Genomic DNA, 26368 nt, shown 5'->3' with positions numbered 1-26368 from the left:
GGTTCACCCCCCTAGTCTCGGGCTCGTGATCAGGTTCGAGAACGTGTCGAAGGTCTACGCGCGGGGCGCACGGCCTGCCCTCGACCAGGTCTCCGTGGACGTCGAGCGTGGTGAGTTCGTGTTCCTCGTGGGGGCCTCGGGCTCGGGCAAGTCGACGTTCCTGTCGTTGGTGCTGCGCGAGCAGCGGCCCACGCGAGGGCGGGTCTACGTAGCGGGGCGGGACGTCGCGAACCTTTCCGGGTGGCGCGTGCCCACGCTGCGCCGTCAGCTCGGCGTGGTGTTCCAGGACTTCCGGCTGCTGCAGAACAAGACGGTCCACGAGAACGTGGCCTTCGCCCTGCAGGTGATCGGCAAGCCGCGCCACGTCATCCGGGACACCGTGCCCGAGGTGCTGGAGATGGTCGGTCTGTCGGGCAAGGGCAAACGCATGCCGACCGAGCTGTCGGGCGGCGAGCAGCAGCGCGCGGCGATCGCCCGCGCCATCGTGAACCGGCCGCAGATCCTCCTGGCCGACGAGCCCACGGGAAACCTCGACCCCACCACCTCGCTGGGCATCATGCGCCTGCTGGACCGCATCAACCGGACGGGCACCACAGTGGTCATGGCCACGCACGACGACGAGATAGTCAACGAGATGCGGCGCCGCGTGGTCGAGCTGTCCGACGGCGTCGTCGTCCGCGACGAGGCACGCGGCGGCTACGGCGAGCGCGAGGCGATCCTGCCCGACGTCGGCGCGTCGCCCGTGCTCGACTCCCCGGGCAGCGGAACCCGTGCACCGGTCCAGACGGTGCGGGGGGTCTGACCGTGCGCTTCCAGTTCGTGCTGGGTGAGGTCTTCTCGGGCCTGCGCCGCAACACCACCATGGTCGTGGCCGTCGTGCTCGTGACGTTCGTGTCGCTGACGTTCGTCGGCGCGGCAGCCCTGCTCCAGGCACAGATCGGCAAGCTGAAGGACGACTGGTACGACCTCGTCGAGGTCTCCGTGTTCCTCTGCCCGCAGGGCTCCGTCGTGCCCACGTGCGCGGGCGGCGAGGCCACCCGCGCCCAGGTCGACGCCGTGCGCCAGATCATCGACACCGAGCTGTCCGACGAGGTCAGCGCCGTCTACTTCGAGTCGAAGGAGCAGGCGTTCGAGGCGTTCAGCGAGCGCTACCCCGACGGTTACCAGGGCACGCAGCTCACCGCCGACGACATGCAGGCCTCGCTCCGCCTCAAGCTGGCCGACGCCGAGCAGTTCGCCGTCGTCAGCGACGTGCTCTCCGGCCGTGACGGCGTGGAGATCGTGGAGGACCAACGGGCTGTCTTCGAACCGCTGTTCCGGACGCTCAACGTCGCTACCCTGCTCGCGGCCGGGCTGGCCGGAGTCATGCTCCTGGCCGCCGTGCTGCTGATCACCACCACGATCCGGCTGAGCGCCGTCTCGCGGCGCAAGGAGACCGAGATCATGCGTCTGGTGGGCGCGTCCAACCTGTTCATCCAGCTGCCGTTCCTGCTGGAGGGCGCGCTGGCGGCAGTGCTGGGCTCGCTGCTGGCCGGAGGTGGGCTCTGGCTCGCCGTGCGGTTCATGGTCAGCGACTGGCTCGAACGGTCTGTCGACTGGGTGGCCTACGTCTCGGAGGTCGACGTGCTCCGCGTCGCGCCTCTGCTCGTGATCATGGCCGTCGCCCTGGCCGCGCTCTCGTCCTTCTTCACCCTGAACCGGTACACGAGGATCTGATGCCTACTTCACGAAGCCTTCGGTCCAGAGCTGTCGGTCGCGGCCCGATCGCAGCGGTGCTCGCGGCGGTCCTCCTGCTGGGTGGTGCCACCGTCGGGTACGCGGACGACCTCGACGACCGCCGCGCCGCCGCCGAGCGGAAGCAGCAGGCCAAGGAGGACGAGCGCGAGAACCTCGAGGCCGAGCTGGAGCACACCGACTCCCAGCTGGCCGACGCCGTGCTCGAGCTGAACCAGGTAGAAGGCCGGCTGCCCGTCGCGGAGGCCGAGCTCGCCGTGGCCGAGGCCGAGCTGGAACGCGCGGAGCGGGAGGCGGCGATCCTCGCCCAGCGCCTGGCCGACGCGCAGGTGGAGGAGGCAACGGTCACCCAGCTGCTGCAGGAAGGCTCCGGCAAGGTCGACGGGGCGCGCGACGACATCGCGCAGATGGCACGCGAGGAGTTCCGCGGTGCGGGCAACGCCTCGACGATCGGCCTCGTGACCGGAGCGCAGAGCACCGAGGAGTTCATCGACGGGTACTCCGTCTCGTCGTCGGCCGCGCGGATCCGGGCGCGCACGCTCGCCGAGCTGCAGAGCGCCGAGGCGACCGCCCGCAACCTGCAGGCGCGGCTGACCGCGATCCGCGAGGTCGTCACGGAGCTCAAGCGCCTGGCGGACGAGAACGTGCGGTCCAAGGAGCAGGCCAAGCAGTCGGCGGTCCAGCGCAAGGCCGAGATCGTCGAGCTGATCGCCGAGCAGGAGCGGCTCAAGTCCCGTATCGAGCAGCGCAAGCACGTCGCGGTGCAGAACATGCAGGACACCGAGCAGGAGCTCAGCTCCATCGAGTCCGACCTCAAGGGGATCATCCGCGAGCAGCGGGAGCGGGACGAGCGCCTGGCCAGGGAGCGGGCCGAGCGGGAGGGGGACGGGAACGCTTCGGGCGGCGGGTCCGGGGGTGGCGGTTCCTCGGGCGGCGGATCGTCCGGCGGTGGCGGCACCGTGTCGTTCCTCAGCTATCCGACGGCGAGCCCCGTGGTCACCTCCTCGTACGGCATGCGGTTCCACCCGGTGCTGCAGTACTACCGCCTGCACGCCGGAACCGACCTCCGGGCGTACTGCGGTACCCCGATCCTGGTGCCCGCGGACGGCACGGTGCTGTACGCGCGCTACCTGGACGGCCTGGGCAACCAGGTGCTGATCAACCACGGCTACTCGTCCGGCGGCAGCAGCGTGATGACCAGCTCCAACCACCTCAGCTCGTTCGCCGTGTCGTCGGGCCAGCACGTCTCGCGCGGCCAGGTGATCGGGTACTCGGGCACCACGGGTACGTCAACGGCCTGCCACCTGCACTTCGAGGTGTACATCAACGGTTCGACGGTGGACCCGATGAGCTGGCTGTAAAAGCCTGGTCCACCGAGGTCGGACGCGTAAACTGGGGCGTCGCGCTGCCCGCACGGGGCATGCCGCACCAGTAGATCCCGGAGGGAGACCATGGCCAAGAAGGACGATCCGCGCAAGATCGTGGCGAACAACAAGAAAGCCCGTCATGACTACGTGATCGAGGACGTCTTCGAGGCCGGGCTCGTGCTCTCGGGTACCGAGGTCAAGGCACTGCGGATGGGACGGGCTTCCCTCACGGACGGCTACGCCACCGTCGACCGTGGCGAGGCGTGGCTCGAGAACGTGCACATCCCCGCGTACTTCCAGGGCACGTGGAACAACCACGCGCCGCGGCGCCGGCGCAAGCTGCTGCTGCACCGCGAGGAGATCCTCCGGCTGGAGTCGAAGTCGCGCGAGAAGGGGCACACCCTGATCCCCCTGGCGCTGTACTTCCTGGACGGCCGGGCCAAGGTGGAGATCGCCCTGGCCCGAGGCAAGAAGGAGTACGACAAGCGGCAGACCCTGCGCGAGCAGCAGGACATGCGCGAGGCGCAGCGGGCGATGCGGCAGAAGGAGCTCCGCTGACCGGTCGCGGCCACGGGTCTGCGGGCTGTAACGGAAATAACGTTCCCGTCTGCGGCGTTGTCGCATAGGATGGAGATGTTCCGCACGGGCGTAGCTCGGGCGGGCAGTTGAAAACAACATAGGGGCTGATCGGTTTCGACGGTGGTCGTGCTTCGAGGAGAAGCGGGCCGAGGATGCAGGCTTATCTCGTAAACGATGCCTGCAAACACATAGTTGCCGATAACTCGCGCAACGACTTCGCCCTCGCCGCCTGAGCGAGCCCGAAGTCCGTCGGCCTGGGAGATGCTTCCGTCCCAGTAGCCGGCGTCATCTAGGAAGCCACTGCTCGTAGCTCTCGTCATCGGGGCTGCGGGAACACTCAGATGACTGGGCCTGTCCGCGAACGTGTCTGCGCGAGTGCGGGGGCCGAGAAAATCCATAGCAGACTGCGCCCGGAGAAGTACTCGAAAAGCGTCACCGGACCCGGGTTCGATTCCCGGCAGCTCCACCCCTATGACAGCAGGCCCGCCTCCATCGGAGGCGGGCCTGCTGTGTTGTCGGCGCGCGAGGAAGCAGCGCGGGCTACTGCCTCGACAGGTCCGTAACGGGGATGGCTACCTCGCGCGAGCGCAGGGCGCCAGTCACCAGGACCACGGCCTCGTTGCCGGCCCAGCCCCGTCGGACTGCCGTCACGATGCCCTCTGTGCCGCGCTCGGTGCTCGACGCCCCGGTGACTCTCACCATGACGCCTGTGGCGATCCCGTCGCCCATAACCTTCTTCTTTCTGTAGTCATTTCGGGCCAGGGCGATCAATGCACGTACGTCTGGCAATCGCTCAGCTCGGTGGGTGCATGAGCCTGCCAGCGGTTTGGTGCGGCGTCAAGATGAATGTGCAATGTTGATTTATGGCGTCGGGCCTTCATTTTTGTCTGTGTATTTTCCTTTCAGCAAACGTCCATTTATGCAGTTCTCTAACCCGGTCAAAGGTCATATCTATTATTCGCAATTCGGGCAAACCTACCCGATATCGCGTAGTGCCGACTGCACGGCCACCATGTCGGCGCCGTACCTGTCGTCCGCGTAGCGCTGGATGCTGCCGTCGTCGTAGGCGACGGTCACCCAGATGTAGCCGTTGTCGATCCAGCCGCTGAGTCCACCGAGGTGGTCGTGCACCTCGTTCTGGAGCTCGAGGGCCTCGGGTTCGGACATCTCCGATCCGATCGCACCAGCGGCGGCGGGATCGAGCCGGGGGTCCTCAGGAGGCGCCGGCCGCTCCGCCGGGGCGACGGTGGCCTCGGTGACGCGGAAGGTCTCGCCGTCCCAGGAGCCCTTCACCTCGTACGTGCCCCAGGTGGTATCCCGCGAGGACTCGGCCTCGACGGAGTCCCAGTCCCAGCCGGCGATCTCCAGGCCGCTGCACTGGGGCGGGTACGACTCGAGGATCATGCCCAGGCAGAGCTCGGGCGGGCCGTCGCCCTCCTGGAGGACGGTGTCGACGGTCGTGACCTGGCCCGACGCCGCCGGGGTGGGCGGCGCTGTCGCCGTCGGCGCGTCATCGGGCTGGTTGTCGTCCGGGGCCGAGCCGGCGGGACCGCCCTGGGCGGCGCATGCGCTCAGGAGCAGCACGCCGGCCAGGCCGGTGCCGAGGAGTCGTCGTGGTGCTCGTAGCGGCTTCATACTCGGCATATGTTGGCGTGACCACCGCACTTGCACGCTCGTGCGCCAGATTCTCGGTAAACGCTTGCCCAATCTGCGGGTCCGGGGCTAGCGTGTCCACACAAGAATATGTCAAGACATAAGATCAAACGGCCTTCAGCGATCCACCGGCAACACAGCAACCACCCGGCTACACAGCACAGGCGCTCAGGGTTGAGCGCCGACGAGGAGACACAATGAAGCGTCAGTACCTGACTCGCTCGCTCGCGACGGCGTCGATCACGATCGGCGCGCTCGTGCTCGCATCGTGCTCGAGCGGTAGCGGTGGCTCCGACGACGAGGTCGTCCTCCAGCTCATGCAGTCGGGCGACGTCAACCAGGGTGGCGGCTACGCCAAGCTGGCGGACAAGTACTTCGAGGAGACCGGCGTGCGCGTCGAGGTCGTCGAGGTGCCCAACGACGACCTGCGCACGCGGCTGCGTACCTCGGCGCAGGCGAACGACCTGCCGGCCCTGGCGGCGTCGCCGTCGACCGACCCGGCCTGGACGGAGCGTCTGCTCGACCTGACCGACATCTTCGACGAGGTCGGCGTCATCGACACGCTCTCGGTCGCCGACCCCGCCGACGGCAAGGTCAAGGCCCTGCCGACCACCCTCACCGCCGTGGGTATGTTCCTCAACAAGTCGCTGTGGGACGAGGCCGGTGTCGAGTACCCGACGACGCTCGAAGAGCAGTGGACGTGGGACGAGTACGTCGAGAAGTCGAGCGAGGTCGTCGAGAAGACCGACGCGGAGTACGGCGCCGTCATGGACGGTTCCGCGCACCGCCTGCGCTCCTTCCTGTTCGAGTTCGGCAGCGAAGGCGTCACCGAGCAGCCCGACGGCACCTGGGCGCTCGACGAGAAGGGCGCCGAGGCGCTCGGCTACTTCAAGAAGCTGCACGAGGACGGCGTCATGCCGCAGGCCGTGTGGGGTGCGGCCGACGACCCGAGCGCGACGTTCAAGTCGGGCCGTGTCGCGGGCTACATGTCGGGGGTCTGGCAGATCGCCGACTTCCAGGCGAACATCACCGACTTCGAGTGGGTGTCCGTGCCGCTGCCGCAGCAGCCGGTGCGCGCGACCAACTACGGTGCGGCGTCGTGGCTCGTGGCGTTCGACGGCACCGGCGTCGAGGAGGAGACCCTCGCCTTCATCAAGTGGCTGTACTCGGAGGAGAACTACCGCGAGTACTGCGAGATCTCGGGCTGCCTGCCCGTGCTGGACGGCCTCGAGGTCAGCTACAAGGACGACGCGTACGCGTTCGACCTGTACAACGGCGAGATCGCCGAGTCCCCGGCGATCTCGGCGGTCCAGACGACCGACGGCGTCCTGAACGGCTACGAGGGCAAGGCGATCGACTCCGAGCCCCTCTTCGACGAGACCGTCAAGCTCATCAACGACGAGCAGACGCTCGAGCAGACCGTCGAGAACATCAACAAGGCCTCTACCGAGCAGATGGCCGACTGATCGCGACGCACGAAAAAGGCTCCTCATGACTCTCACCACCTCGGGTCCGTCCTCCTCCTCCGCCCCCGTGGCGGAGGAGGACGGGCGGCGCGTCCGCCGTCGCCGGCACAGCCGCTACCTCCTCGCGCCCTTCGTCTTCACGGTCGGCACGGCGGTGCTGTTCGGACTGTTCTTCCTGTGGCCAGGCGTGCTCGGCCTGTCGTACTCGCTGACGGACTTCCGCGGGTGGGGAGATCTCGAGTTCGTCGGGCTCGCCAACTACCTCGAGCTGTTCCAGGACAGCGAGTTCTACCAGTCGCTCGGGCGCACGTTCGTGTACGCCGTGTTCTCGGTGCCCGTCGGCTACGTCCTGGCGCTCGCCATGGCAGTTGCCCTCACCTCGAAGGGCGCGCGGGGCAAGACGCCGGCCCGCATCATCTTCTTCATGCCGTGGCTGGTGTCGCCGATCATCGCCGGTGTCATCTGGCGGTGGATGTTCGGCGAGAGCTTCGGGTTCGTCAACTACATCATCCAGCTGCTGGGCGGCGAGGCGGTGCCCTGGGCGAGCAACGCCGACCTGTCGCTGTTCGTCGCGGTGCTCGCCTCGGCGTGGGGCGGCGCAGCCTTCAACATGCTGCTGTTCATCGCGGCGATCAGCAACGTGCCGCAGTCCTACTACGAGGCCGCGGAGCTCGACGGCGCGAACGGCTGGGAGCGGTTCTGGTACATCACGCTGCCGTCCATCGCTCCGACGTCCGTGCTCGTCATCCTGCTGTCGTCGCTCGGGTCGATGAAGGAGTTCGCGATGATCCAGGCGCTCAACGGCGGTGGGCCCGGCACCCAGAACCGCCTGGTCGTGCAGTACATCTACGAGACCGGGTTCGAACGCTCGCTCGTCGGATATGCGGCCGCCGCATCGATGGTCCTGCTGGTCATCCTCATGGTCATCGCGATCATCCAGCTCCGTATCAGCAAGAGGAACAACGCATGGTGACGACGGACACGCGCACGGTGGCGCCGAAGAACTACGCGAAGCCGGGCGGGCGCCGGCTCGGCGAGATCCGCCGCAGCCTCCTTCCGACCACGATGCTGTGGGTCATCGCCGTGCTCATGGCGTTCCCCCTGCTGTGGTTCCTGCTGTCGTCGTTCAAGCCGGGCGGGGAGCTGTTCACCTACCCGCTGTCGTTCTTCCCGCGCGAATGGACGCTCGCGGGATACGAGGACGCCTTCGAGCGTGTCGACTTCCTGCGCTACTTCAGCAACACGCTCGTCGTCGCGACCGTGTCGACGGCCATCACGGTGTTCCTGTGCGCGTCGACGGGCTACGCGCTCGCCAAGTACAAGAACCCGTGGCTCCACGTGCTCGGCCTGTGCATCCTGTCGATGACGATGCTGCCGGGCGAGGTGATCCTCAACCCGCTGTTCATCGTCGTGCGCGACCTCGGCATGTACAACTCGCTGCTGGGCGTCATCATGCCGTCGGTGCTCACCCCGACCGGCGTGTTCATGTTCCGCCAGTTCTTCGTGACCATTCCTGACGAGCTCCTGGATGCCGCGCGCATCGACGGCGCGAGCGAGTACCGCATCTTCTGGGGCATCATGCTGCCGCTGGCGCGGCCCATCATGCTCACGCTCGCGATCGTGTCGTTCCACTGGCGCTGGAACGACTACATCCTGCCGCTCATCATCCTGGGCGATCCCGACCAGTTCACCCTGCAGATCGCCCTGCGTGCGCTCGTCGGCGCCGAGAACATCAACTGGAGCGTGCTGCTGTCGGCCTCGGTGCTGTCGATGATCCCGCTGGTGCTGCTCTACCTCGTGTTCCAGAAGTACATCACCTCGTCGAACATCAACGCCGGACTCAAGGACTGAGCAGTGCACGTACAGGTGTCCTCGATCCTGGGAAGGGTCGACCGGTGGCTCGGCGAGTACCTGGCCGACGCCGTCACCGCCGGTTCCGCGCCGCTCGACGTCGCGGCATGGACGGTGCCGGGCGAGCCGGGCGGCGCCGGCGAACCCGTCGCGTTCGCCGACGTCCCTGATCCCGCGACCTTCGCGCCGGCCGTCCCCGGGTTCGAGTGGGGGCGGCCCTGGGGCACCACCTGGTTCCAGGTGTCCGGACGCGTACCGGCAGGTTGGGCTCCTGACGACAGGCACCGCGTCGAGCTCTCCCTGGACCTCGGGTTCGACGGCGCCAAGCCGGGGTTCCAGTGCGAAGGGCTGGTGCGAACGCCTGCCGGACGCGTGGTGAAGGGGCTCGAGCCCCGCAACCATCATGTGCCGCTCGAGGCGGGTCCCGGCGAGCTGTTCGCGTTCCTCGTCGAGGCCGCGGCCAACCCGGACCTGTCGGGCGGCGACGACTTCAAGGGCGCACGGGCCTATGCGCCGACGCCGCTCGGCGACCCGCGGAGCGCGCCCGACGCGCCGCTGTACCGGCTGGGCCGGCTCGAGATCCGGCGGGTCGACACAGAGGTCGAACGTCTGGTCCGCGAGGTGACGGTGCTGCGCGGCCTCGCGCTGGAGCTGAGCGAGCACGAGCCGCGCCGGGCCGCGCTGCTGGCGGGCCTAGACCACGCGCTCGACGAGCTCGACCCGGGCGACCCCGCGGCAGCGGCGCCCGCCGCGCGGGCGGTGCTCGCCCCCCTGCGCGCGTCGCCGGCGGCCGCTTCGGCGCACCGCATCGTCGCGACCGGCCACGCGCACATCGACTCGGCCTGGTTGTGGCCCAGCCGAGAGACGGTACGGAAGGTCACCCGGACCTTCGCGAACGTCGTCGACCTCATGGACCGCGACCCCGACGCGGTCTTCACGAGCTCGTCCGCGCAGCACTTCGCCTGGCTCAAGCGCCAGGAGCCTGAGCTCTACTCGCGGGTGAAGCAGCGCGTCGCGGAGGGCCGCATCGTCCCGGTCGGCAACATGTGGGTCGAGTCCGACGTCAACATGCCGTCAGGTGAGTCGCTGGCGCGTCAGCTGCTGCAGGGGACACGCTTCTTCGAGCGCGAGTTCGGCTCGCGCAGCGACGTCGGCTGGCTGCCGGACTCGTTCGGCTACCCGGGCGCGCTGCCGCAGCTGCTGCGTAAGGCAGGGCTGCGCTGGTTCTTCACGCAGAAGATGTGCTGGAACGACAGCAACCCGATGCCGCACCACACGTTCCTCTGGGAAGGCATCGACGGCACGCGCATCCTCACGCACTTCCCGCCGAACAACACCTACAGCGGCGACATGCGCCCCACCGAGCTCGCCCGCAGCGTGCGCAACTTCGCCGATCACGCGGGCGCCTCGCACTCGCTCATGCCGTTCGGGTACGGCGACGGCGGCGGGGGACCGACGCGCGAGATGATGTGGGACGCGCGCCTGCAGTCCGATCTCGAGGGCTCGCCGCGGGTACGGTTCGGGACCGCTGACGCCCTGTTCGGCACCATCGAGCGCGAGTACGCGAGCCCGCCCGTCTGGTCGGGCGAGATGTACCTCGAGTTCCACCGGGGCATCTACACATCACAGGCGCGGACCAAACGAGGCAACCGGCGCAACGAGCAGCTGCTCGTGGAGGCCGAGCTCTGGTCGGCCAGTGCCACGCTGCGCACGGGCGCGCCGTATCCGTACGACGAGCTCGACGAGCTGTGGCAGGAGGTCCTGCTGCTGCAGTTCCACGACATCCTGCCCGGCACCGCCATCGCGTGGGTGCACCGTGAGGCCGAGGCCTCGCACGAGCGCGTCACCGAGCGGCTGGAAGGTCTGATCGAGACCGCGCTGCGTGCGCTCGCGGGCGAGGGGACGCGCAGCCTTGCGGTCAACGCGGCGCCGTTCGCGGCTTCGGGTGTTCCCGCGTTCGGTGGGGCCGCGGACGAGGCAGCGGCCGCGGCTGTTGCCGCCACCGCGCTGCCGGATGGCGGCGTCGAGCTGGCCTCGCCCGGTCTGCGGGTAGTGATCACCGCGAACGGGCTGATCGCCCACGTGGTCGACCTCGCGTCCGGCCGCGATCTCGTACCGCCGGGCCTGGCCGCGAACCTGCCGCAGCTGCACGTGGACGCCCCGGCGAAGTGGGACGCGTGGGATCTCGACCGCTCCTATCGCGCGAACGCCGTCGACCTCGTCGACGGCACGGTGACCCTGCGCGCCGACGGCAGCGTGCGCATCGAGCGGGCGTTCGGCAGCAGCCGTCTGACGCAGACGGTGACGGTCGTCGACTCCGCTGTGCACATCCGCACAGTGGTCGACTGGCACGAGCGCCGCCGCATGCTCAAGCTCGCGTTCCCGCTCGACGTCCACGCGCAGGACGCCGCGTACGAGACGCAGTTCGGGTACGTGCGCCGCCCGCTGCACGCCAACACGTCGTGGGACGCCGCGCGCTACGAGGTGTGCGCGCACCGGTGGGTGCACGTGGGCGAGCCGGGCTTCGGCGTCGCCGTGGCCAACGACGGCGTCTACGGGCACGACGTCACGCGCGACAGCATCGACGGCCGGGTCGTCACCACCGTCCGGCAGTCGCTCCTGCGCGCGCCCACGTTCCCCGACCCGGACGCGGACCAGGGGCGGCACGCCTTCACCACGGTGCTCGCGCCGGCCCCGACGACCGACGAGGCGCTGCGCGCTGGCGCCCGGCTCGGCGCCCCGCTGCGCCGGATCACGGGTGCCGCGGCGCCGGTCCCCGTCGTCACGGTCACCGGCGTCGACGGTGCGCCGACCTCCGCCGTCGTCTCGGCGGTCAAGCTCGCCGACGACCGCTCCGGCGACCTGGTCGTGCGGGTCTACGAGAGCCGCGGTGCGCGCACCCGCGCGACGCTGCGTGCCGACCTCGCGGTCGCCGAGGTGCGCGAGTGCGACCTCGTCGAGACGCCGCTCGCGGACGGCACGACGGCCGTGGTGGACGACGGGGGCGACGGCACGGGCATCGTGCTGCGTCCGTTCGAGGTGCTGACGCTGAGGGTGAGAGGGAACCACACATGACCGAGGTGGACGAGGCGTTTCGCCGCGCGGTGATCGAGGCAGCGGACGCGGCGGTGGACGCAGTGCTCGCCACGGCGCCGGCCGACGTCGACACGGGGCACATCGGGCTGTACCGCGCCACGATGCGCGACATCAAGCTGCTCGTCGCCGCATACCTCGCCGACGGCGGGCGCCACACCGGGGACGCCGCGCTCGTCACGCGCGCCGTCACGTACGCGGAGGCGCTCGCGGGTATGCAGGGGGCGTCCGGCCTGTTCGTCGGCGGGGACAACGTCGAGTCGCCGCCGGACACCGCCTTCGCGCTCAACGACGTGTGCGACACGCTCGAGCTGATCCGCCGCGCCGCCGCGTCGGCGCTGGTGCCGCTCGACGAGCTGCTCGGCGCGATCGCCGATGCGGCGGCGCCCGCCATGGTCGCCGGCGGGGTGCACACGCCCAACCACCGGTGGGAGCTCACGGCGGTGCTCGCGAGGCTGCACCGGCGTCGTGCGGACCCCGCCGTGCGCGCCCGGGCCGAGCAGTGGCTCGCCGAGGGTATCGACCTGCAGAGCGACGGGATGTACTCGGAGCGCAGCGCGGTCTACGCGGTGTTCGTGTCGAACCCGTCGCTCGCCCTGATCGGAGACGTCTTCGACCGCCCGGACCTGCACGACGTCGTGGTGCGCAACCTCGAGGCCACCCTCGGGCTGATCCTCCCGGACGGCACCGTCGAGACGGTGCACTCGCGGCGCCAGGATCAGCGCGGCGAGCTGTTCCCGCTCGCGCCGTACCTCGTGGCGTACCGGCGGTTCGCGATCGAGCGTTCACGCGGCGATCTCGCCTGGGCGGCGGAGCGCGCCGCCGCGCAGGGCATCGTCGAGCCCCAGACGGTACTGACCGAGCTGCTGCTCGACCCGCGCCTCGCGGAACGTCTTCCCGACGCCGAACCGCCCGCCGCAGCGCGCCGCACGCAGTGGGCGACGTCCCGGCTCGTCGTCGACGCGAACCCGTCGCGAACGGTGGTGCTCTACGGCGGGTCGGACTACCCCAGCCAGCGGCGTATCCGCTCGGGTCTGGCGAACAACCCGACCTTCCTTCGTCTGTTCGCGGGAGAGGTGGTCCTCGACTCGGTGCGGCTGTCACGCGACTTCTTCGGGCTGGGCCCGTTCCGCGCGGCGGAGATCGAGCACGACGGCGACGCGGTGGTACTCGTCGAGCGCCTGGAGGGGCGTTACTACCAGCCCCTCGCGGAAGGTGACCGGCGCGCCGACGGGGCATACGACCTGGCTGACGAGAGCCGGTTCTCGGCAGCGATGTCCTTCGCGGACCGGGAGACCGAGACCGTGGTGCTGCGCACGCGGATCGCCGCGCGGCCGACCGCGGACGGCGTCGAGCTCGAGATCACCACCGACGGACCCGAGCTGCCCTGGGCGCTCGAGCTCGCCTTCCGCGCCGGCGGAACGTTCGAGGGCGGGACGGAGGTCTCCGACGGCGCGGTGCGGCTCGACTCGGGTACCGCGCGCTACCGCGTGGGGGACAGCGCCGTCGAGTTCGGCCCCGGCACCGGCGGGGCGGGCCCGGCTCGCTACCAGCCCGGGGAGGACTACACCTACCTCGGGGGGACCGACGCCGTGGGCGGTAGCCGGGCGTACATCGTCGGCGGCTCCCCGGGAGTCGTGCGCGTCGTCGTCCGCGTGGTCTGAGGTTCGCGCGGGCGCGCTGCGGGTCGACGGCGTCCCAGGTCCGGGGCACACTGGCAGCGGCGCCGGACACCGGGGTCCGCCAGCCGGAACGGAAGGGCACCACATGGCCGACTACGCGGACGTCCACCGACGCAGCCTCGCCGACCCCGAGGGGTTCTGGGGCGAGCAGGCGGGCCTGGTCTCGTGGTTCCGCAGGCCCACCCGCGTGCTCGACGCCGACAGCCCGCCGTTCTACCGCTGGTTCCCCGACGGCAGGCTGAACACCTGCTACAACGCGCTGGACCGGCACGTCATCGCGGGGCGCGGGGACCAGGCGGCGCTGATCTACGACAGCCCGGTCACGGGCACGTCCCGGACGATCACGTACGCGACGCTGCTGCAGGACGTCGCGGCGTTCGCCGGCGCCCTGCGCGACCTCGGCGTCGAGCAGGGCGACCGCGTGGTGATCTACATGCCCATGGTGCCGGAGGCCGTGGTCGCGATGCTGGCCTGCGCGCGGCTCGGCGCCGTGCACTCCGTGGTGTTCGGCGGGTTCGCGGCGAACGAGCTGGCCCTGCGGATCGACGACGCGCAGCCGAAGGTGGTGGTGTCCGCGTCGTGCGGCATCGAGCCCACCCGGGTCGTGGAGTACAAGCCGCTGCTGGACCGGGCGCTGGAGCTGGCCGACCACGAGCCGTCGTCGTGCGTGGTGCTGCAGCGGCCGCAGGCGACCGCGACGCTCGTCGAGGGGCGAGACCTGGACTGGGCCACCGCCATGCGCGCCGGCCGGACCAACCCCGCGCCGTGCGCGGAGGTCGCGGCGACGGACCCGCTCTACATCCTGTACACGTCGGGAACGACGGGGAAGCCCAAGGGCATCCTGCGCGACAACGGCGGCCACGCCGTCGCCCTGGCCTGGTCCATGCGCAACATCTATGACATCGGGGCCGGCCAGGTCTGGTGGACGGCGTCCGACGTCGGCTGGGTCGTCGGCCACTCCTACATCGTCTACGGGCCGCTGATCGCCGGCGCGACCACTGTGCTCTACGAGGGCAAGCCCGTCGGGACGCCGGACGCCGGGGCGTTCTGGCGGGTCGTGGCCGAGCACGGCGTCGAGGCCCTGTTCACCGCCCCGACGGCGATCCGGGCGATCAAGAAGGAGGACCCGGAGGGAATCCTCGTGGCGAGCCACGACACCTCCTCGCTGCGGCACCTGTTCCTCGCGGGGGAGCGGCTCGACCCCGGCACGTACGAGTGGGCGGGGAGCGTCCTCGGCGTGCCGGTGATCGACCACTGGTGGCAGACGGAGACCGGCTGGGCGGTGGTCGCCAACCTGCGGGGGCTCGATCCGATGCCGACCCGGCCCGGGTCGCCGTCGGTCCCGGTGCCCGGCTTCGACGTGCGGGTGCTGCTGCCTGACGGAACGGTCGCGGGGCCGGGGCAGGAGGGCAGCCTCGCGATCAGGCTGCCGCTCCCGCCCGGGACCCTCCAGACGCTGTGGCGCGACGACACCCGCTACGTGGCCTCGTACCTCGCCGCCTACGACGGCTACTACCTCTCCGGCGACGGCGGCTACATCGACGACGACGGGTACGTCTACGTCATGGGCCGCACCGACGACGTCATCAACGTGGCAGGGCACCGGCTGTCCACCGGGGCGATCGAGGAAGTGCTCGCGGCCCATCCGGCCGTGGCGGAGTGCGCGGTGATCGGTGCCGCCGACGCCCTCAAGGGCCAGGTGCCGCGCGGGTTCGTGGTGCTCAAGGCGGGCGCCGACCCCGACGGTGTCGCGGCGGAGCTCGTCGCCGCGGTGCGCGACCAGATCGGCCCGGTCGCGGCGTTCAAGGACGTCGAGGTCGTCGCGGGGCTGCCGAAGACCCGCTCGGGCAAGATCCTGCGGCGCACCATGCGCCAGCTGGCCGACGGCGAGCACCCGGCCGTGCCGTCGACCATCGAGGACCCGGCGGTCCTGACGGCCCTGGAGCCGGTGCTGCGGCGGCAATGACATCTGTCATGCGTCGCCGGGCATTCCTCCGGGCAAGGTCGTGATCGGCGACACTTACCGGCGCACGCGTGTCGTCCGAGGGTGGGTACATGAGACGAAACCACGTCAGCCCCCCACATCCGGACCCGACCGGCGCGCCGTCCCAGGGCACGTCCGACGACGCGCAGCAGCGCGTCCGACCACGACGAGCGCGCGGCGGGGGTGTCGCCCTGCTGGCCGTGGGCCTGGCCGGTGCGCTCGCGGTGCCCGCCGCGGCCGCCGTCCGGCCGGACGGCGCCGAGACCGGTGGCGTGCCCGCGGCCCAGGTCGAGTGGGGTGAGTGCCCTGCCGACGTCACGGACGAGGCGGCCCCGTACGTCCTGACCTGCGCCAAGGTGCCCGTGCCGCTGGACTACGCCGACCCCGGCGGCGAGCAGATAGAGCTCCAGATCTCCCGGCTGGCCAGCGACAACCCGGAGGCACGCCGCGGCGTGCTCCTGCTCAACCCGGGCGGGCCTGGCGGTTCCGGGCTCACGCAGTCCACGCTCCTGATGTCGCGGGGACTGCCCGACAGCGTGCTGGACGCCTACGACCTGATCGGCATGGACACCCGGGGAGTCGGCCACTCGACCCGTGTCGACTGTGGGTTCACCGGCGCCGGCTACTTCAGCAACATCCCGCCGTACGCGGTCGACGACGCGGCGGTCGTCGAGCAGGCGAAGGTCGTCAAGGCCGCGGCCGAGCAGTGCGCCGCCAACGACGAGAACGGGCTGCTGCGCCACGTGTCGACGGCGAACATGGCCCGCGACCTCGACAGCATCCGGGCGGCGCTCCGCGAGGAGAAGGCCAGCTACCTGGGCTACTCCTACGGCTCCGCGCTGGGCGCCGCGTACGCGTCGATGTTCCCCGAGACGGCCGACCGGGTGGTGCTCGACAGCAACGTGGGCGACACGCACCTGAACCAGGAGCGTCTGCGCACGTTCGCTCTGGGGATGGAGCAGACGTTCCCCGACTTCGCGAAGTGGGCGGCCAAGCGGCACACCGCCTACGGGCTCGGCCGGACGCCGGCGCAGGTGCGTGCCACCTACTTCGAGACCGCCGAGCGGCTGGACCGCGACCCCGTCCTGGGTGTCGACGGCGCCCTGTTCCGACAGGTCGTCTTCGGCGGGCTCTACAGCCCGCTGAGCTACGGTCGCACGGCGCAGACCTGGCAGTCGCTGCGGGACGGCGACGCCGCCGCCGCGCGGAGCCTGCTCGACAGCAACCTCCTCGACGGTGTCCTGTCGGACGGCGCCGCCACCAGGGACGAGGCGTCGCCGCTCTCCAACGCCCTGTCCGTGTTCGCCGCCTCGACCTGCAACGACAGCGACTGGCCCGAGGACGTCAGGTCCTACCGCCGGGCGGTGGCCGAGGACCGCGAGAAGTTCCCGTTGTTCGGCGCGGCGTCGGCCAACATCCTGCCCTGCGCCTACTGGTCCGACCCGGTCGAGCCGCCGGTGCGGATCTCCGCCGAGGGCCCGCACAACGTGCTGATCCTGCAGAACCGCCGTGACCCGGTCACCCCGCTGGCGGGTGGCCAGCGGCTGCACGAGAAGTTCGGCGACCGGTCCCGGCTGGTGACCGTCGACGGCAGCGGTCACGGCGTCTACGCGCTCGGCGACAACGCGTGCGCCCTGAACGTCGGGACGACCTACCTGGTCGAGGGGAAGATGCCTAGGCGCGACGTCGTCTGCCCGGCGGGCTGACGGGTCGGGGCACGCGGGAGCGCGCGATCCTCCGGGATCGTGCGCTCCCGTCGTCCGTCGGCACCAGCACCGGCACCGGTGCCGCGCTAGGGTGACGGCGTGCTACGCCCCGGAGACCTTGGCCTCGTCCCGGAACCTGCGTCGACGCAGGTGCCGGGCGGATCGGTGCTGCTGGCGGACGGCGCGGGCATCGGTACCGACCCCGCGCTGCGGCCCGCCGCGCGCTGGTGGCGCCGCGTCACGGAGGAGGCGTTCGGCCTCGACCTGGTGCCCTCGGCGACCGATCGCAGCTCCGTCGTCTTCGCCCTCGCGCGAGGTCTACCGGCCGGCGGTTACGGCATAGACGTGCGTCCGACGGGCCTGGTGAGGGTCGAGGCCGCTGACCTTGCGGGAGCCCACTCGGCCGCGCAGACGCTGCGTCAGCTCGCCGGTCCGGACGCCTACCGCCGCAGCGGTACCGGCCCGCTCGCGCTGCCGGTGGTGCGCATGGTGGACCACCCCCGCTTCGAGTGGCGCGGCGTGCTGCTCGACGTCGCGCGCCACTTCCTGCCCAAGCACGACGTGCTGCGGTTCATCGACCTCGCCGCCGCCCACCGGCTCAACGTGCTGCAGCTGCACCTCACGGACGACCAGGGCTGGCGCGTGCAGATCCACCGCTACCCCGAGCTGACGCGGACCGGCGCGTGGCGCCACGAGTCCACGGTCGGCACCTGGCGTACCGGGTCCAAGGACGGCCGGCCGCACGGCGGTTTCTACACGCAGGACGACCTGCGCGAGATCGTCGGCTACGCCCGCGACCGGGGCGTCACCGTGGTCCCGGAGATCGACGTGCCGGGCCACGTCGAGGCCGCCGTCGCCGCCTACCCGGAGCTCGGCACGCGCAAGGACCGCAGCGCGGTCCGCACCACGTGGGGCATCAGCCAGGACGTGCTCGACCCGTCCGAGGGCTCGCTCGCGTTCTTCCGGCACGTGCTGGACGAGGTGCTCGACGTCTTCGACGCACCCTGGATAGGCCTCGGGGGCGACGAGGTGCCGCCCACCCTCTGGCGCGAGTCGCCACGGATCGTCGAGCGGGCCAAGGCGCTGGGCCTGCTCGGGGACGACGGCCGACCCGACGTCGCCCAGCTGCACGGCTGGTTCGTCGCCCGGCTCGCGGAGCACGTGTCCGACGCCGGCCGCCGCGCCGTCGTCTGGGACGAGGCGATGTCGCCGATGCTGCCGCGGGACGTGATCGTGACCTCCTGGCGCGGTTACGCCCAGGGTGCGGCGGCGCTCGATGCCGGGTATGACGTCGTCATGGCACCTGAGCAGGCCGTCTACCTCGACCACCGCGCCGGGGAGCATCCGGCCGAGCCGATCCCCGTCGGTTTCCTGCGGACGGTCGAGGACGTGTACGCCTTCGAGCCGCTGCCCGCGCAGTTGGTCGCGCCGTCCGACGCGCCGCGGTCTGCGCCGTTGGTCGAGCTTGTCGAGACCCAGGTCTCGACCAGCGGCGGCGCGACCAACGGCAGGGGCAGGCTCCTGGGCACGCAGGCCCAGGTCTGGACCGAGCACCTCGACAGCGCCCGGCGCATCGACTACGCGACCTTCCCCCGGCTCGCGGCGTTCGCCGAGGTCGCCTGGTCGCCGCGGGCCGACCGGACGCAGGGCTCCGCCGCGTCGAAGGAGTTCCTGGGCCGCCTCGAACGGCGGCACCTGCCCCGTCTCGACGCGTACGGCGTCGAGTACCGGCCGCTCGCCGGGCCGCACCCGTGGCAGACCCGGCCCGGCGTCCAGGGCTACCCGCGGGACCTGGCGGCGGAGACCGCCGTCGGCGGCTGGGCAGGGCTGGGCGGCTGGCGGGACGACGGCGGGGCCGAGAACCTGCCCGTCGGCGGACCAGCCCCCGAGACCCCGGAGGGCGACGGATGACCGGCACGATCCTGGTCCGCGGCGCCCGGGTGCCGCAGCGCGACGGCACCCTGTCCGAGCCGGTCGACCTGCACGTGGTGCGCGGCAGGATCGCGACGATCTCCGGTACCGGCGCCCCGGACGGTGCGGGCCCTGGAGTCGAGCGAGGCGTCGAGCCGGGTGCCGAACCGGATACGGAAGTCCTCGACGCCGACGGCCGGGTGGTGCTGCCCGGTTTCGTGGACGCGCACACGCATGCGGAGGCCGCGGTCTTCGAGCAGGACGTGCAGCTCGCGATGCTGCGCCAGGGGATCACCACGGTGGTGACGGGGCAGGACGGCGTCTCGTTCGCTCCCGGCGACCGCACGACCTACGACTGGGCGAGCACGTACTTCGCCGCCATCAACGGGGCGCACCCCACGTTCGCCGGCGGGTCCGTCGGCGATCTGCTGGGCACCTACCACCGCACGGTCCCGGTGAACGTCGCGTACCTCGCCCCGCACGGCACGCTGCGCTACCGGGTGCTCGGGGCCGCGCAGCGGCCGGCGTCCGACGAGGAGGTGGCCGCGATGGTGGGCCTGCTGGAGCAGGCCATGGACGACGGCGCCTGCGGCCTCTCGACCGGTCTCGAGTACGTACCCGCCGCGTATGCCGACGAACGGGAGCTCGTCGCGCTCGCGAAGGTCGTCGCGGCGCGCGGGCTGCCGCACGTGAGCCACATGCGCGGGTACGAGGACAGGGGTGTCGCCGCGCTCGACGAGCTGATGCGGATCGCCCGCGCGTCCGACGTCGCGACGCACGTGTCCCATCTGCACGGCCCCGCCCGTGATCTCCTGGAGCACGTCGGGGGAGCGCGGTCCGGGGGCCGCGACGTCACCTACGACTCCTACCCCTACCTGCGCGGGTGCTCGATCCTGTCGATGGTCGCGCTGCCCACGTGGCTCCCGCTGGCCGATGCTCGCGCGACGATCGACGCCCTGCGCGACCCGGCGACCGCCGTCCGCCTCGCCGAGCACTTCGCCGGCCTGAGCGACCTCTGGCCCCGCATCACCTTCGCGTCCGTCCCCGGCATGGAGTGGGCGGAGGGCCTCACCCTGCCCGACGTCGCCGCGCGGCTCGGGCGGTCCGCCCCCGACACCGTGGTCGAGGTACTGACGGTTACGGAGCTGCGCGCCAGCTGCGTGTTCGCGCAGCCGCCGACCAACTCGCCCGAGTCGGTCCGCACGCTGGCGGGGCACGAGGCGCACCTCGCCGGGTCGGACGCCATCTACTGGGGCGGCAGCCCGCATCCCCGCGGCTGGGGCGCGTTCGCCCGGCTGCTCGACGAGCACGTGCGGCGCGGCTCCTGGAGCTGGTGGGACGCGGCGGAGCACCTGTCGGCCCGGGCGGCACGGCGGTTCGGGCTGGCGGACCGGGGCCGGATAGCGCCCGGCGCCGTCGCCGACCTCGCGCTCGTCGACCCCGGCCGCGTCCGCGACGAAGCGACGTACGAGGCGCCGCGGACCCCCGCCGTGGGTATCGAGGACGTGCTCGTCGGCGGCGTGCCCGTGCTCGCGGCCGGGCAGCTCACCGGCGCCACGCCGGGCCACGGGCTGCGTCCGGCCGCTGCCGGCTCCGCGGCCCGGGCCGTGAGCTGATCCAGGCCGCGTGCGCGGAGCACCCGGGACACGGCAGGATGTGGGTGTGCTGCGCATCGACGACCCCACGCTCACCTGGCCGCTGCTGACCATCGACGAGGCGGCCCTGGACCACAACATCGGGACGGTGGCCGCAGCCTTCGCCGCCGCTGGCGTCGAGCACGCGCCGCACGTCAAGACGCACATGTCCCGCGAGATCTGGACGCGGCAGGTCGCCGCGGGGGCGTGGGGAGCCACGGTGGCGACGCCCGCACAGCTCCGGACGGCGCTCGGCTGGGGCCTCCCCGGTGCGGGACGCCGCGCCTTCCTCGCGAACGAGCTCGTCGACCCCCGCGACATCGCGTGGCTGCGGACGGCGCTCGCTGACGGTACCGCCGACGAGGTGTGGGTGTACGTGGACTCCCGCCGCGGCGTCGACCTGCTCGCGGCCGGCTTCGCCGGCGCGGCACCCGAGGTGACCGCCCGGCTGGGCGTGCTCGTGGAGCTCGGCGTCCCGGGCGGTCGTACGGGCGTCCGCACGGTGTCCGACGCCGTGGTGCTCGCGGTCCGTGTGCACGACGCCGGCCTCCGGCTGACCGGTGTCGCGGGCTACGAGGGACCGGTAGCGGGCGGCACCAGCGACGAGGAGCTCGCCGCCGTCGGCCGGTGGTGCGACGACCTGCGCGCCGTGGGCGCGCAGATCGGCGGCCTCGTCGACGGGCCGACCGTGCTGAGCGCGGGCGGCAGCGCGTTCGCCGACGTCGTCACGCACCGCCTGACCGTGCCGGTCCGGGACGCCGCGGGCGTGGACGTGCGGACCCGGGTCGTGCTGCGGTCGGGTGCCTACGTGACGCACGACCACGGCCACTACCTGCGTGCCGACCCGTGGACGCGCCTGGGCGCCGCGGCGCTGCGGCCGGCGATCACGGTCTGGGGCTCCGTGCTGTCCGCGCCGGAGCCGGGCCTGGTCATCTGCGGCATGGGCCGCAGGGACGTGTCGTTCGACATCGACCTGCCGACGCCGCTCGTCGCGCGGACGCCCGACGCCGCAGGGCGGCTGGGTGCCGCCGACGCGCTGGCGGGCGCGCGGGTGACCGCGCTCAACGACCAGCACGCCTACCTCGCGGTCGACCCGGCGGCCGGGCGGGTGCTGGAGCCGGGCGACGTCGTCGGCTTCGGCATCTCGCACCCGTGCACGACTCTCGACAAGTACCGGACAGGCTTCGTGACCCGCGGCGACGAGGTCGCCGAGCGGATCACTCTCGACTTCTGACCTGCCGCACCACCCGGACGCCGCACCACCCGAACGAGGAGAACCCGATGACCGCCAAGACCGCCATCTCCACCCCCGACGCGCCCGCACCCGCGTTCACGTTCCACCAGGGCGTGCGCAAGGGACCGTTCCTGCAGGTCTCGGGGCAGGGCCCCACCGATCCGGCGACGGGGGAGTACGTCCACCTCGACGACGTCGCCGGGCAGACCACGCGCACCCTGGAGAACGTGCGCGCGATCGTCGAGGCGGGCGGCGCGTCGTTCGAGGACGTGGTGATGCTCCGGGTCTACCTGACCACGCGCGACGACTTCGCGGCCATGAACGAGGCGTACGGCGCGTTCGTCGCGAAGTACTGCCCGAGCGGCGTGCTGCCGAGCCGGACCACCGTGATGGTGGGCCTGCCGCGCGAGGAGATGCTCGTGGAGATCGACGCCCTGGCCATCACGGACTGAGCTGAGCGGCCGGGCCGCCGAGCGCCGACCGAGCCGCCGACCGAGCGAGGGTCAGTCGGTCGGGGCCGGCGCCGGTGTCGCGGTCTCCAGCAGGGTGGGGCCCGCGGGGCGGCGCTTGGCGATCTCCCTGCGGACGGCGACGACCACCAGCAGCACCACACCCGCCAGCGCGAGCCAGGGGATGATGGCGCCGAGCACCAGGACGACGACGTTGAACGTCGTCACCAGCGCGCTCCACCCGGCCGACAGACCGCCGAGGAAACCGCCCGGCCGCGCCTGGGCGGCCGGCGAGCTCTCGGCGACGATCTCGACGTGCAGGGTGGACATCGCCACCTCGTCCGAGAGCCGGCTCCGCTCGGAGACCCGGGAGTCCAGCTCGGCCTGACGTGTGGAGAGCTCGGCCTCGATCTCGATGAGGTCGGACGTGCGGTCGGCGTCGGCCATGAGCTCGCGCAGCCGGTCGGTCGAGGTGCGCAGCGCCGCGATCCGGGCGTCGAGGTCCTGCGCGGTGCCCGTGACGTCGATCGTCTCGACGTGTTGGTCGCGCACCTCGCCGAGCTCGTCGAGGGCGTCCAGCGTGGCCGAGACGCGGTCGGCGGGGATGCGGAGCGTCATCGACGCGCTGCCCGGCTCGTCCGCGGTCGCCGCGCGCTCGTCGCGCGCCTCGACGCGGCCGCCGGCCTGCTCGACGAGGTCGGCGATCTGCTCTGCTGCGTCGAACGGGTCGTCCACGGCGAGCGTGGCATTGCCCGTGGTGATGAGCTCCCGGTCCGCTGCTTGCTCGGGCGACTCGGCGAGGCCGACGGCGCCCGCCGCGTCGGCGGCCACGTCGCCCTCTGCCGCATCGGGGGCGATCCCCTCGGAGCGCGCGGCGTCGGCGCCGCCGTCGGAGGCACCGGACTCGCCGGCGCCACCTCCCGAGCAGGCGGCGAGAGAGACCGCGAGGGCCCCTCCGACGACTGCTGCCAGGAGGGCGCGGGCGAGTCGGCGCGCGGGCGTGCCCACGGACCCCCTGGCTGACCGGTTGCGCTTCATGTGACGAGAGTAGGAGCCAGACAGGGCGGGAACGTGTCCCACCTGAGAACTGTGATCCCTTTGTGAACTTGTGGGCCTGGTGACCCAATTTTTCTTGGGTTTTGCCCTGCTTTTGATCACGCTGCGGTCACGCCGTGCTCGGCGTCGCCAGGTACGGCAGGCTCGGATTCGTCAAGTACGTGAAGTAATCCGCACACGGTGACGGAGTGCGTCCGGCGACCAGGAGCAACGTGACCCAAGTAACAGTCTTGTTACGGGCCGCTCCGGGTGATGGACAGCGACTCTGTTAAGGAGGTCTACTAACAAACATGGCGACGACGACAGAGCGGAACGGCACCGGGCGAGGGCTCGGCGCACGCCTGCGCGCCACGTCCAAGGTGCTCCCCGAGCACGCCAGGGCGCACAACCGGTCGCTGGTGCTCCAGCACCTCTTCCACGAGGGGCCCACGTCCCGGGCCGACCTCGCACGAGCGACCTCGCTCACCCGTGTCACGATCTCGGACCTGGTCTCGGTGCTCATCACCGAGGGCCTGGTGGAGGAGCTCGGCACGCGACCCGGCCAGCGCGTCGGCAAGCCCGCGATCCTGGTCGGCCTCCGTACGGACGCCTACCAGATAGTGGCCGTCGACCTCACCGAGTACGGCCGCATGCGCGGCGCGGTCCTCAGCCTCACCGGCGAGATCATGGTGCGCCGCCAGCTGGACATCGACGGGCGCACCGGTGACGAGCTCGTCGACCTGCTCACCCGCTTCGTCCGCCGGCTGGTAGCCGCGGCGGTCCACCCGGTGATCGGCGTCGGCGTCGGCTCGCCCGGCATCATCGACCTGGACGGCCGAGTGGTCGAGGCGCCCAACCGCGGTTGGTACGACGTGCCGCTCGCCGAGATCCTCGGCGACCGGATGGGCCTGCCCGTGCACGTGGCGAACGACGCCAACACGGCGGCGCTCGGCGAGTTCACGTACGGCGGCGGCAGCTCCGGCATGCTCGTGGTCACGGTGGGCGCCGGTGTCGGCGCGGGCATAGTGGTCGACGGCGTGCGGCTGCACGGCCAGGGCGACGCCGCCGGCGAGATCGGCCACGTCACGGTGGTCGACCACGGCGAGTGCGCCTGCGGCCGGGTGGGCTGCCTCGAGACGGTCCTGTCCGTACCGGCGCTGCGGCGCGCGATCGCGGACAAGACCCCAGAAGATTCCGACGCCGCACTGGCGTCGGCAGGCCGGGTGCTGGGTGTGACCCTCGCCCCGGTCGTCAGCGCGCTCAACCTCACGGAGGTGCTGCTGAGCGGTCCACGCGACCTGCTCGACGGCCCCCTGCGCGAGGCCGCGCTGGACACCATCCGTCAGCGCACCATGCCGGCCATCAACTCGGGCCTGCAGCTGCGGATGGCCGCACTCGACGAGGACGTGGTGCTGGCGGGCGCCGCCGTCCTCGTGCTTTCCGCCCAGCTGGGGGTCTCGTGAACAGCACTGTTCACGTGTCGGCGGCAGGCGTCACATCGAGCTTCCACTCGAGCCATCACCACGCACCGCGACACACAGTCGTATCCCGGGAGGAATACAAACGTGAACAGAAACCGTCTTGTCGGCGCTGCGGCGTCGGCGATCACCCTGACGCTCGCACTCAGCGCCTGCGCTAACGCGGGCGGCGCTGCGGCCCCCGAGGAGACCGGCCCCGGCGAGGTCCGGGTCTGGCTCGTCGGCACCGACACGCCGCCCGAGGCCCGCGACTACCTCAAGAAGACCTTCGAGGAGGAGAACCCCGGCAGCACCCTCGTCATCGAGGAGCAGGCCTGGGACGGGCTGGTCGACAAGTACACGACGGCGCTGTCCGGCTCGGACGCCCCCGACGTGGTCGAGATCGGCAACACCCAGGCTGCCGCGTTCACCTCGGCGGGCTACTTCCGCGAGATCACCGCGGACGAGTTCGAGACCCTGGGCGGCTCGGACCTGATCCCGGGCTTCGTCGAGGCCGGCGACTGGGAGGGCAAGCACTACGCCCTGCCGTACTACTCGGGCTCGCGCGTGGTCTTCTACTCGAAGCAGGTCCTCGGTGACACCCCGGTGCCGACGACGCTCGACGAGTACGTCGAGACCGCCGTCGACCTGAAGACTGACGACCTGTCCGGCGTCTACTGGCCCGGCCAGGACTGGTACAACGCCCTGCCCTTCATCTGGGAGAACGGCGGCTACATCGCCGAGCAGGCCGAGGACGGCACGTGGGACGCCGGCTTCTCCTCCGAGGGCGGCCTCGCCGGCCTGGAGCAGGTCCAGGAGATCATGACCAAGGGCAACAACGCCCCGTCCGACGCCCAGGAGACCGACCTCCAGGTGCCGTTCTGCGAGGGCAAGGTCGCCTTCCTCTCCGCGCCGAGCTGGATCCAGTGGTCCATCAACGCCCCCGAGGAGCCGGAGGAGCCCGAGGGCGTGCCCGGCTGCGCCTCCACGTACGGCAAGGACCTCGAGGGCCTCGCCCTGCCGGGCAAGGACGGCGGCGCCGCGCAGGTGTTCGCCGGCGGCTCGAACATCGCCATCGCGCAGAAGTCGGCTCGTCCGGACCTCGCGATGAGCGCCTACGAGATCCTGCTCAGCGACGAGTACCAGACGATCCTCGCCGGCATCGGCCTGTTCCCGGCCAAGACCTCGCTCTTCGAGCAGGTCGACCAGACGACGTCGATCGGCAAGGCCGCCGCTGAGGCAGCCGCCAACGCCAAGCTGACCCCCGCCTCCCCGAAGTGGGCCGACGTCGAGTCCAAGATGCTGCTGCAGAGCGCCTTCACCAAGATCGCCTCGGGCGAGGACGTGAAGACCGTCGCGGAGAAGCTCGACGCGGACATCGAGGAGATCCTCAACAGCTGATCGCCGAGTCAGCACCACTTCCCGCCCCGCCCGGTGCGACCCCAGAAACCCGGGCGGGGCGGGACACCACTGCCCGCCTGATGCTCGCGGCCGCTCTTCGAGGGAGAGGTTGTCGGCCGCCTCCGAGGAAGA

At 71.2% G+C, this 26368-nt stretch carries 20 protein-coding genes and 1 other RNA gene; 18 read left to right on the top strand and 3 right to left on the bottom strand.

Annotated elements, in window-relative coordinates; all coding sequences use genetic code 11:
* The first annotated feature begins 25 nt into the window (after positions 1–25).
* The 5 genes from ftsE to ssrA all read left to right on the top strand — a co-directional run bounded on the left by ftsE (position 26) and on the right by ssrA (position 4149).
* Positions 26–802 (top strand): cell division ATP-binding protein FtsE, encoded by a 777-nt coding sequence (gene ftsE / locus ACFO6V_RS19240; RefSeq protein WP_377138029.1) that lies wholly within the window; start codon positions 26–28, stop codon positions 800–802.
* A gap of 2 nt (positions 803–804) precedes the next feature.
* Positions 805–1716, top strand: coding sequence for a permease-like cell division protein FtsX (ftsX, locus tag ACFO6V_RS19235; RefSeq protein WP_377138027.1), 912 nt, complete (start codon positions 805–807; stop codon positions 1714–1716).
* Positions 1716–3095, top strand: coding sequence for a peptidoglycan DD-metalloendopeptidase family protein (locus tag ACFO6V_RS19230; protein WP_377138025.1), 1380 nt, complete (start codon positions 1716–1718; stop codon positions 3093–3095). The genes ftsX and ACFO6V_RS19230 overlap by 1 nt, the downstream gene beginning before the upstream one ends.
* A 90-nt stretch (positions 3096–3185) precedes the next feature.
* Positions 3186–3659 (top strand): SsrA-binding protein SmpB, encoded by a 474-nt coding sequence (gene smpB, locus ACFO6V_RS19225; protein WP_116674061.1) that lies wholly within the window; start codon positions 3186–3188, stop codon positions 3657–3659.
* Between the two features lie 121 nt (positions 3660–3780).
* Positions 3781–4149, top strand: a transfer-messenger RNA (tmRNA) gene (gene ssrA, locus ACFO6V_RS19220).
* A 71-nt stretch (positions 4150–4220) separates the two neighbouring features.
* On the opposite strand, the gene ACFO6V_RS19215 is transcribed toward ssrA, so the two are convergent.
* Together ACFO6V_RS19215 and ACFO6V_RS19210 are read right to left on the bottom strand one after the other, a co-directional pair.
* On the bottom strand, positions 4221–4409 hold the full coding sequence (locus tag ACFO6V_RS19215) for a hypothetical protein (protein WP_377138023.1): 189 nt from the start codon (positions 4407–4409) through the stop codon (positions 4221–4223).
* A 246-nt stretch (positions 4410–4655) separates the two neighbouring features.
* Positions 4656–5315, bottom strand: coding sequence for a hypothetical protein (locus ACFO6V_RS19210; protein ID WP_377138021.1), 660 nt, complete (start codon positions 5313–5315; stop codon positions 4656–4658).
* Between the two features lie 215 nt (positions 5316–5530).
* Here ACFO6V_RS19210 and ACFO6V_RS19205 point away from each other — a divergent pair, with 215 nt between their 5' ends.
* The 11 genes from ACFO6V_RS19205 to ACFO6V_RS19155 all read left to right on the top strand — a co-directional run bounded on the left by ACFO6V_RS19205 (position 5531) and on the right by ACFO6V_RS19155 (position 22346).
* A complete protein-coding gene (locus tag ACFO6V_RS19205; protein ID WP_377138019.1) occupies positions 5531–6799 on the top strand; it encodes an extracellular solute-binding protein in 1269 nt (422 codons plus the stop codon).
* Positions 6800–6824: 25 nt separating this feature from the next.
* A complete protein-coding gene (locus ACFO6V_RS19200; protein ID WP_377138017.1) occupies positions 6825–7772 on the top strand; it encodes a carbohydrate ABC transporter permease in 948 nt (315 codons plus the stop codon).
* Positions 7766–8650, top strand: a complete 885-nt coding sequence (locus ACFO6V_RS19195; RefSeq protein ID WP_377138015.1) for a carbohydrate ABC transporter permease — start codon at positions 7766–7768, stop codon at positions 8648–8650. Before ACFO6V_RS19200 ends, ACFO6V_RS19195 begins: the two co-directional genes overlap by 7 nt.
* Positions 8651–8653: 3 nt before the next feature.
* Positions 8654–11725: an alpha-mannosidase gene (locus ACFO6V_RS19190; RefSeq protein WP_377138013.1), complete on the top strand. Its 3072-nt coding sequence runs from the start codon at positions 8654–8656 to the stop codon at positions 11723–11725.
* Entirely contained in the window at positions 11722–13407 is a 1686-nt protein-coding gene (locus ACFO6V_RS19185) for a hypothetical protein (protein WP_377138011.1), read from the top strand. Before ACFO6V_RS19190 ends, ACFO6V_RS19185 begins: the two co-directional genes overlap by 4 nt.
* A 103-nt stretch (positions 13408–13510) precedes the next feature.
* Positions 13511–15391, top strand: a complete 1881-nt coding sequence (locus tag ACFO6V_RS19180) for a propionyl-CoA synthetase (RefSeq protein ID WP_377138009.1) — start codon at positions 13511–13513, stop codon at positions 15389–15391.
* 89 nt (positions 15392–15480) lie between these two features.
* The gene (locus ACFO6V_RS19175) at positions 15481–17115 is read left to right on the top strand and encodes an alpha/beta hydrolase (RefSeq protein ID WP_377138007.1); all 1635 of its coding nucleotides are present in this window, start codon (positions 15481–15483) and stop codon (positions 17113–17115) included.
* A gap of 99 nt (positions 17116–17214) precedes the next feature.
* Positions 17215–19026 carry a beta-N-acetylhexosaminidase gene (locus ACFO6V_RS19170; protein ID WP_377138005.1) on the top strand — a complete coding sequence of 604 codons (1812 nt, stop codon included), beginning with the start codon at positions 17215–17217 and terminating at the stop codon, positions 19024–19026.
* Entirely contained in the window at positions 19023–20642 is a 1620-nt protein-coding gene (locus ACFO6V_RS19165) for an N-acyl-D-amino-acid deacylase family protein (RefSeq protein WP_377138003.1), read from the top strand. The genes ACFO6V_RS19170 and ACFO6V_RS19165 overlap by 4 nt, the downstream gene beginning before the upstream one ends.
* A 46-nt stretch (positions 20643–20688) precedes the next feature.
* Positions 20689–21894 carry a type III PLP-dependent enzyme domain-containing protein gene (locus tag ACFO6V_RS19160; protein ID WP_377138001.1) on the top strand — a complete coding sequence of 402 codons (1206 nt, stop codon included), beginning with the start codon at positions 20689–20691 and terminating at the stop codon, positions 21892–21894.
* A 47-nt stretch (positions 21895–21941) separates the two neighbouring features.
* Entirely contained in the window at positions 21942–22346 is a 405-nt protein-coding gene (locus ACFO6V_RS19155; protein ID WP_377137999.1) for a RidA family protein, read from the top strand.
* A 51-nt stretch (positions 22347–22397) separates the two neighbouring features.
* Here ACFO6V_RS19155 and ACFO6V_RS19150 read toward each other — a convergent pair whose 3' ends face one another.
* Positions 22398–23381: a DUF4349 domain-containing protein gene (locus tag ACFO6V_RS19150; RefSeq protein WP_377137997.1), complete on the bottom strand. Its 984-nt coding sequence runs from the start codon at positions 23379–23381 to the stop codon at positions 22398–22400.
* A gap of 308 nt (positions 23382–23689) precedes the next feature.
* On the opposite strand from ACFO6V_RS19150, the gene ACFO6V_RS19145 reads away from it, so the two are divergent.
* Both ACFO6V_RS19145 and ACFO6V_RS19140 read left to right on the top strand, forming a co-directional pair.
* Positions 23690–24841 (top strand): ROK family transcriptional regulator, encoded by a 1152-nt coding sequence (locus tag ACFO6V_RS19145; RefSeq protein WP_377137995.1) that lies wholly within the window; start codon positions 23690–23692, stop codon positions 24839–24841.
* Positions 24842–24943: 102 nt separating this feature from the next.
* The gene (locus tag ACFO6V_RS19140; protein WP_377137993.1) at positions 24944–26236 is read left to right on the top strand and encodes an extracellular solute-binding protein; all 1293 of its coding nucleotides are present in this window, start codon (positions 24944–24946) and stop codon (positions 26234–26236) included.
* The last annotated feature ends 132 nt before the right edge of the window (positions 26237–26368 follow it).

Origin of the sequence: Promicromonospora alba, assembly GCF_042654905.1 — a bacterium.
GTDB classification, from domain to species: Bacteria; Actinomycetota; Actinomycetes; order Actinomycetales; family Cellulomonadaceae; genus Promicromonospora; species Promicromonospora alba.
The sequence above is the reverse complement of the archived record's forward strand: the minus strand, read 5'-3'. Positions and strand labels throughout refer to the sequence as shown.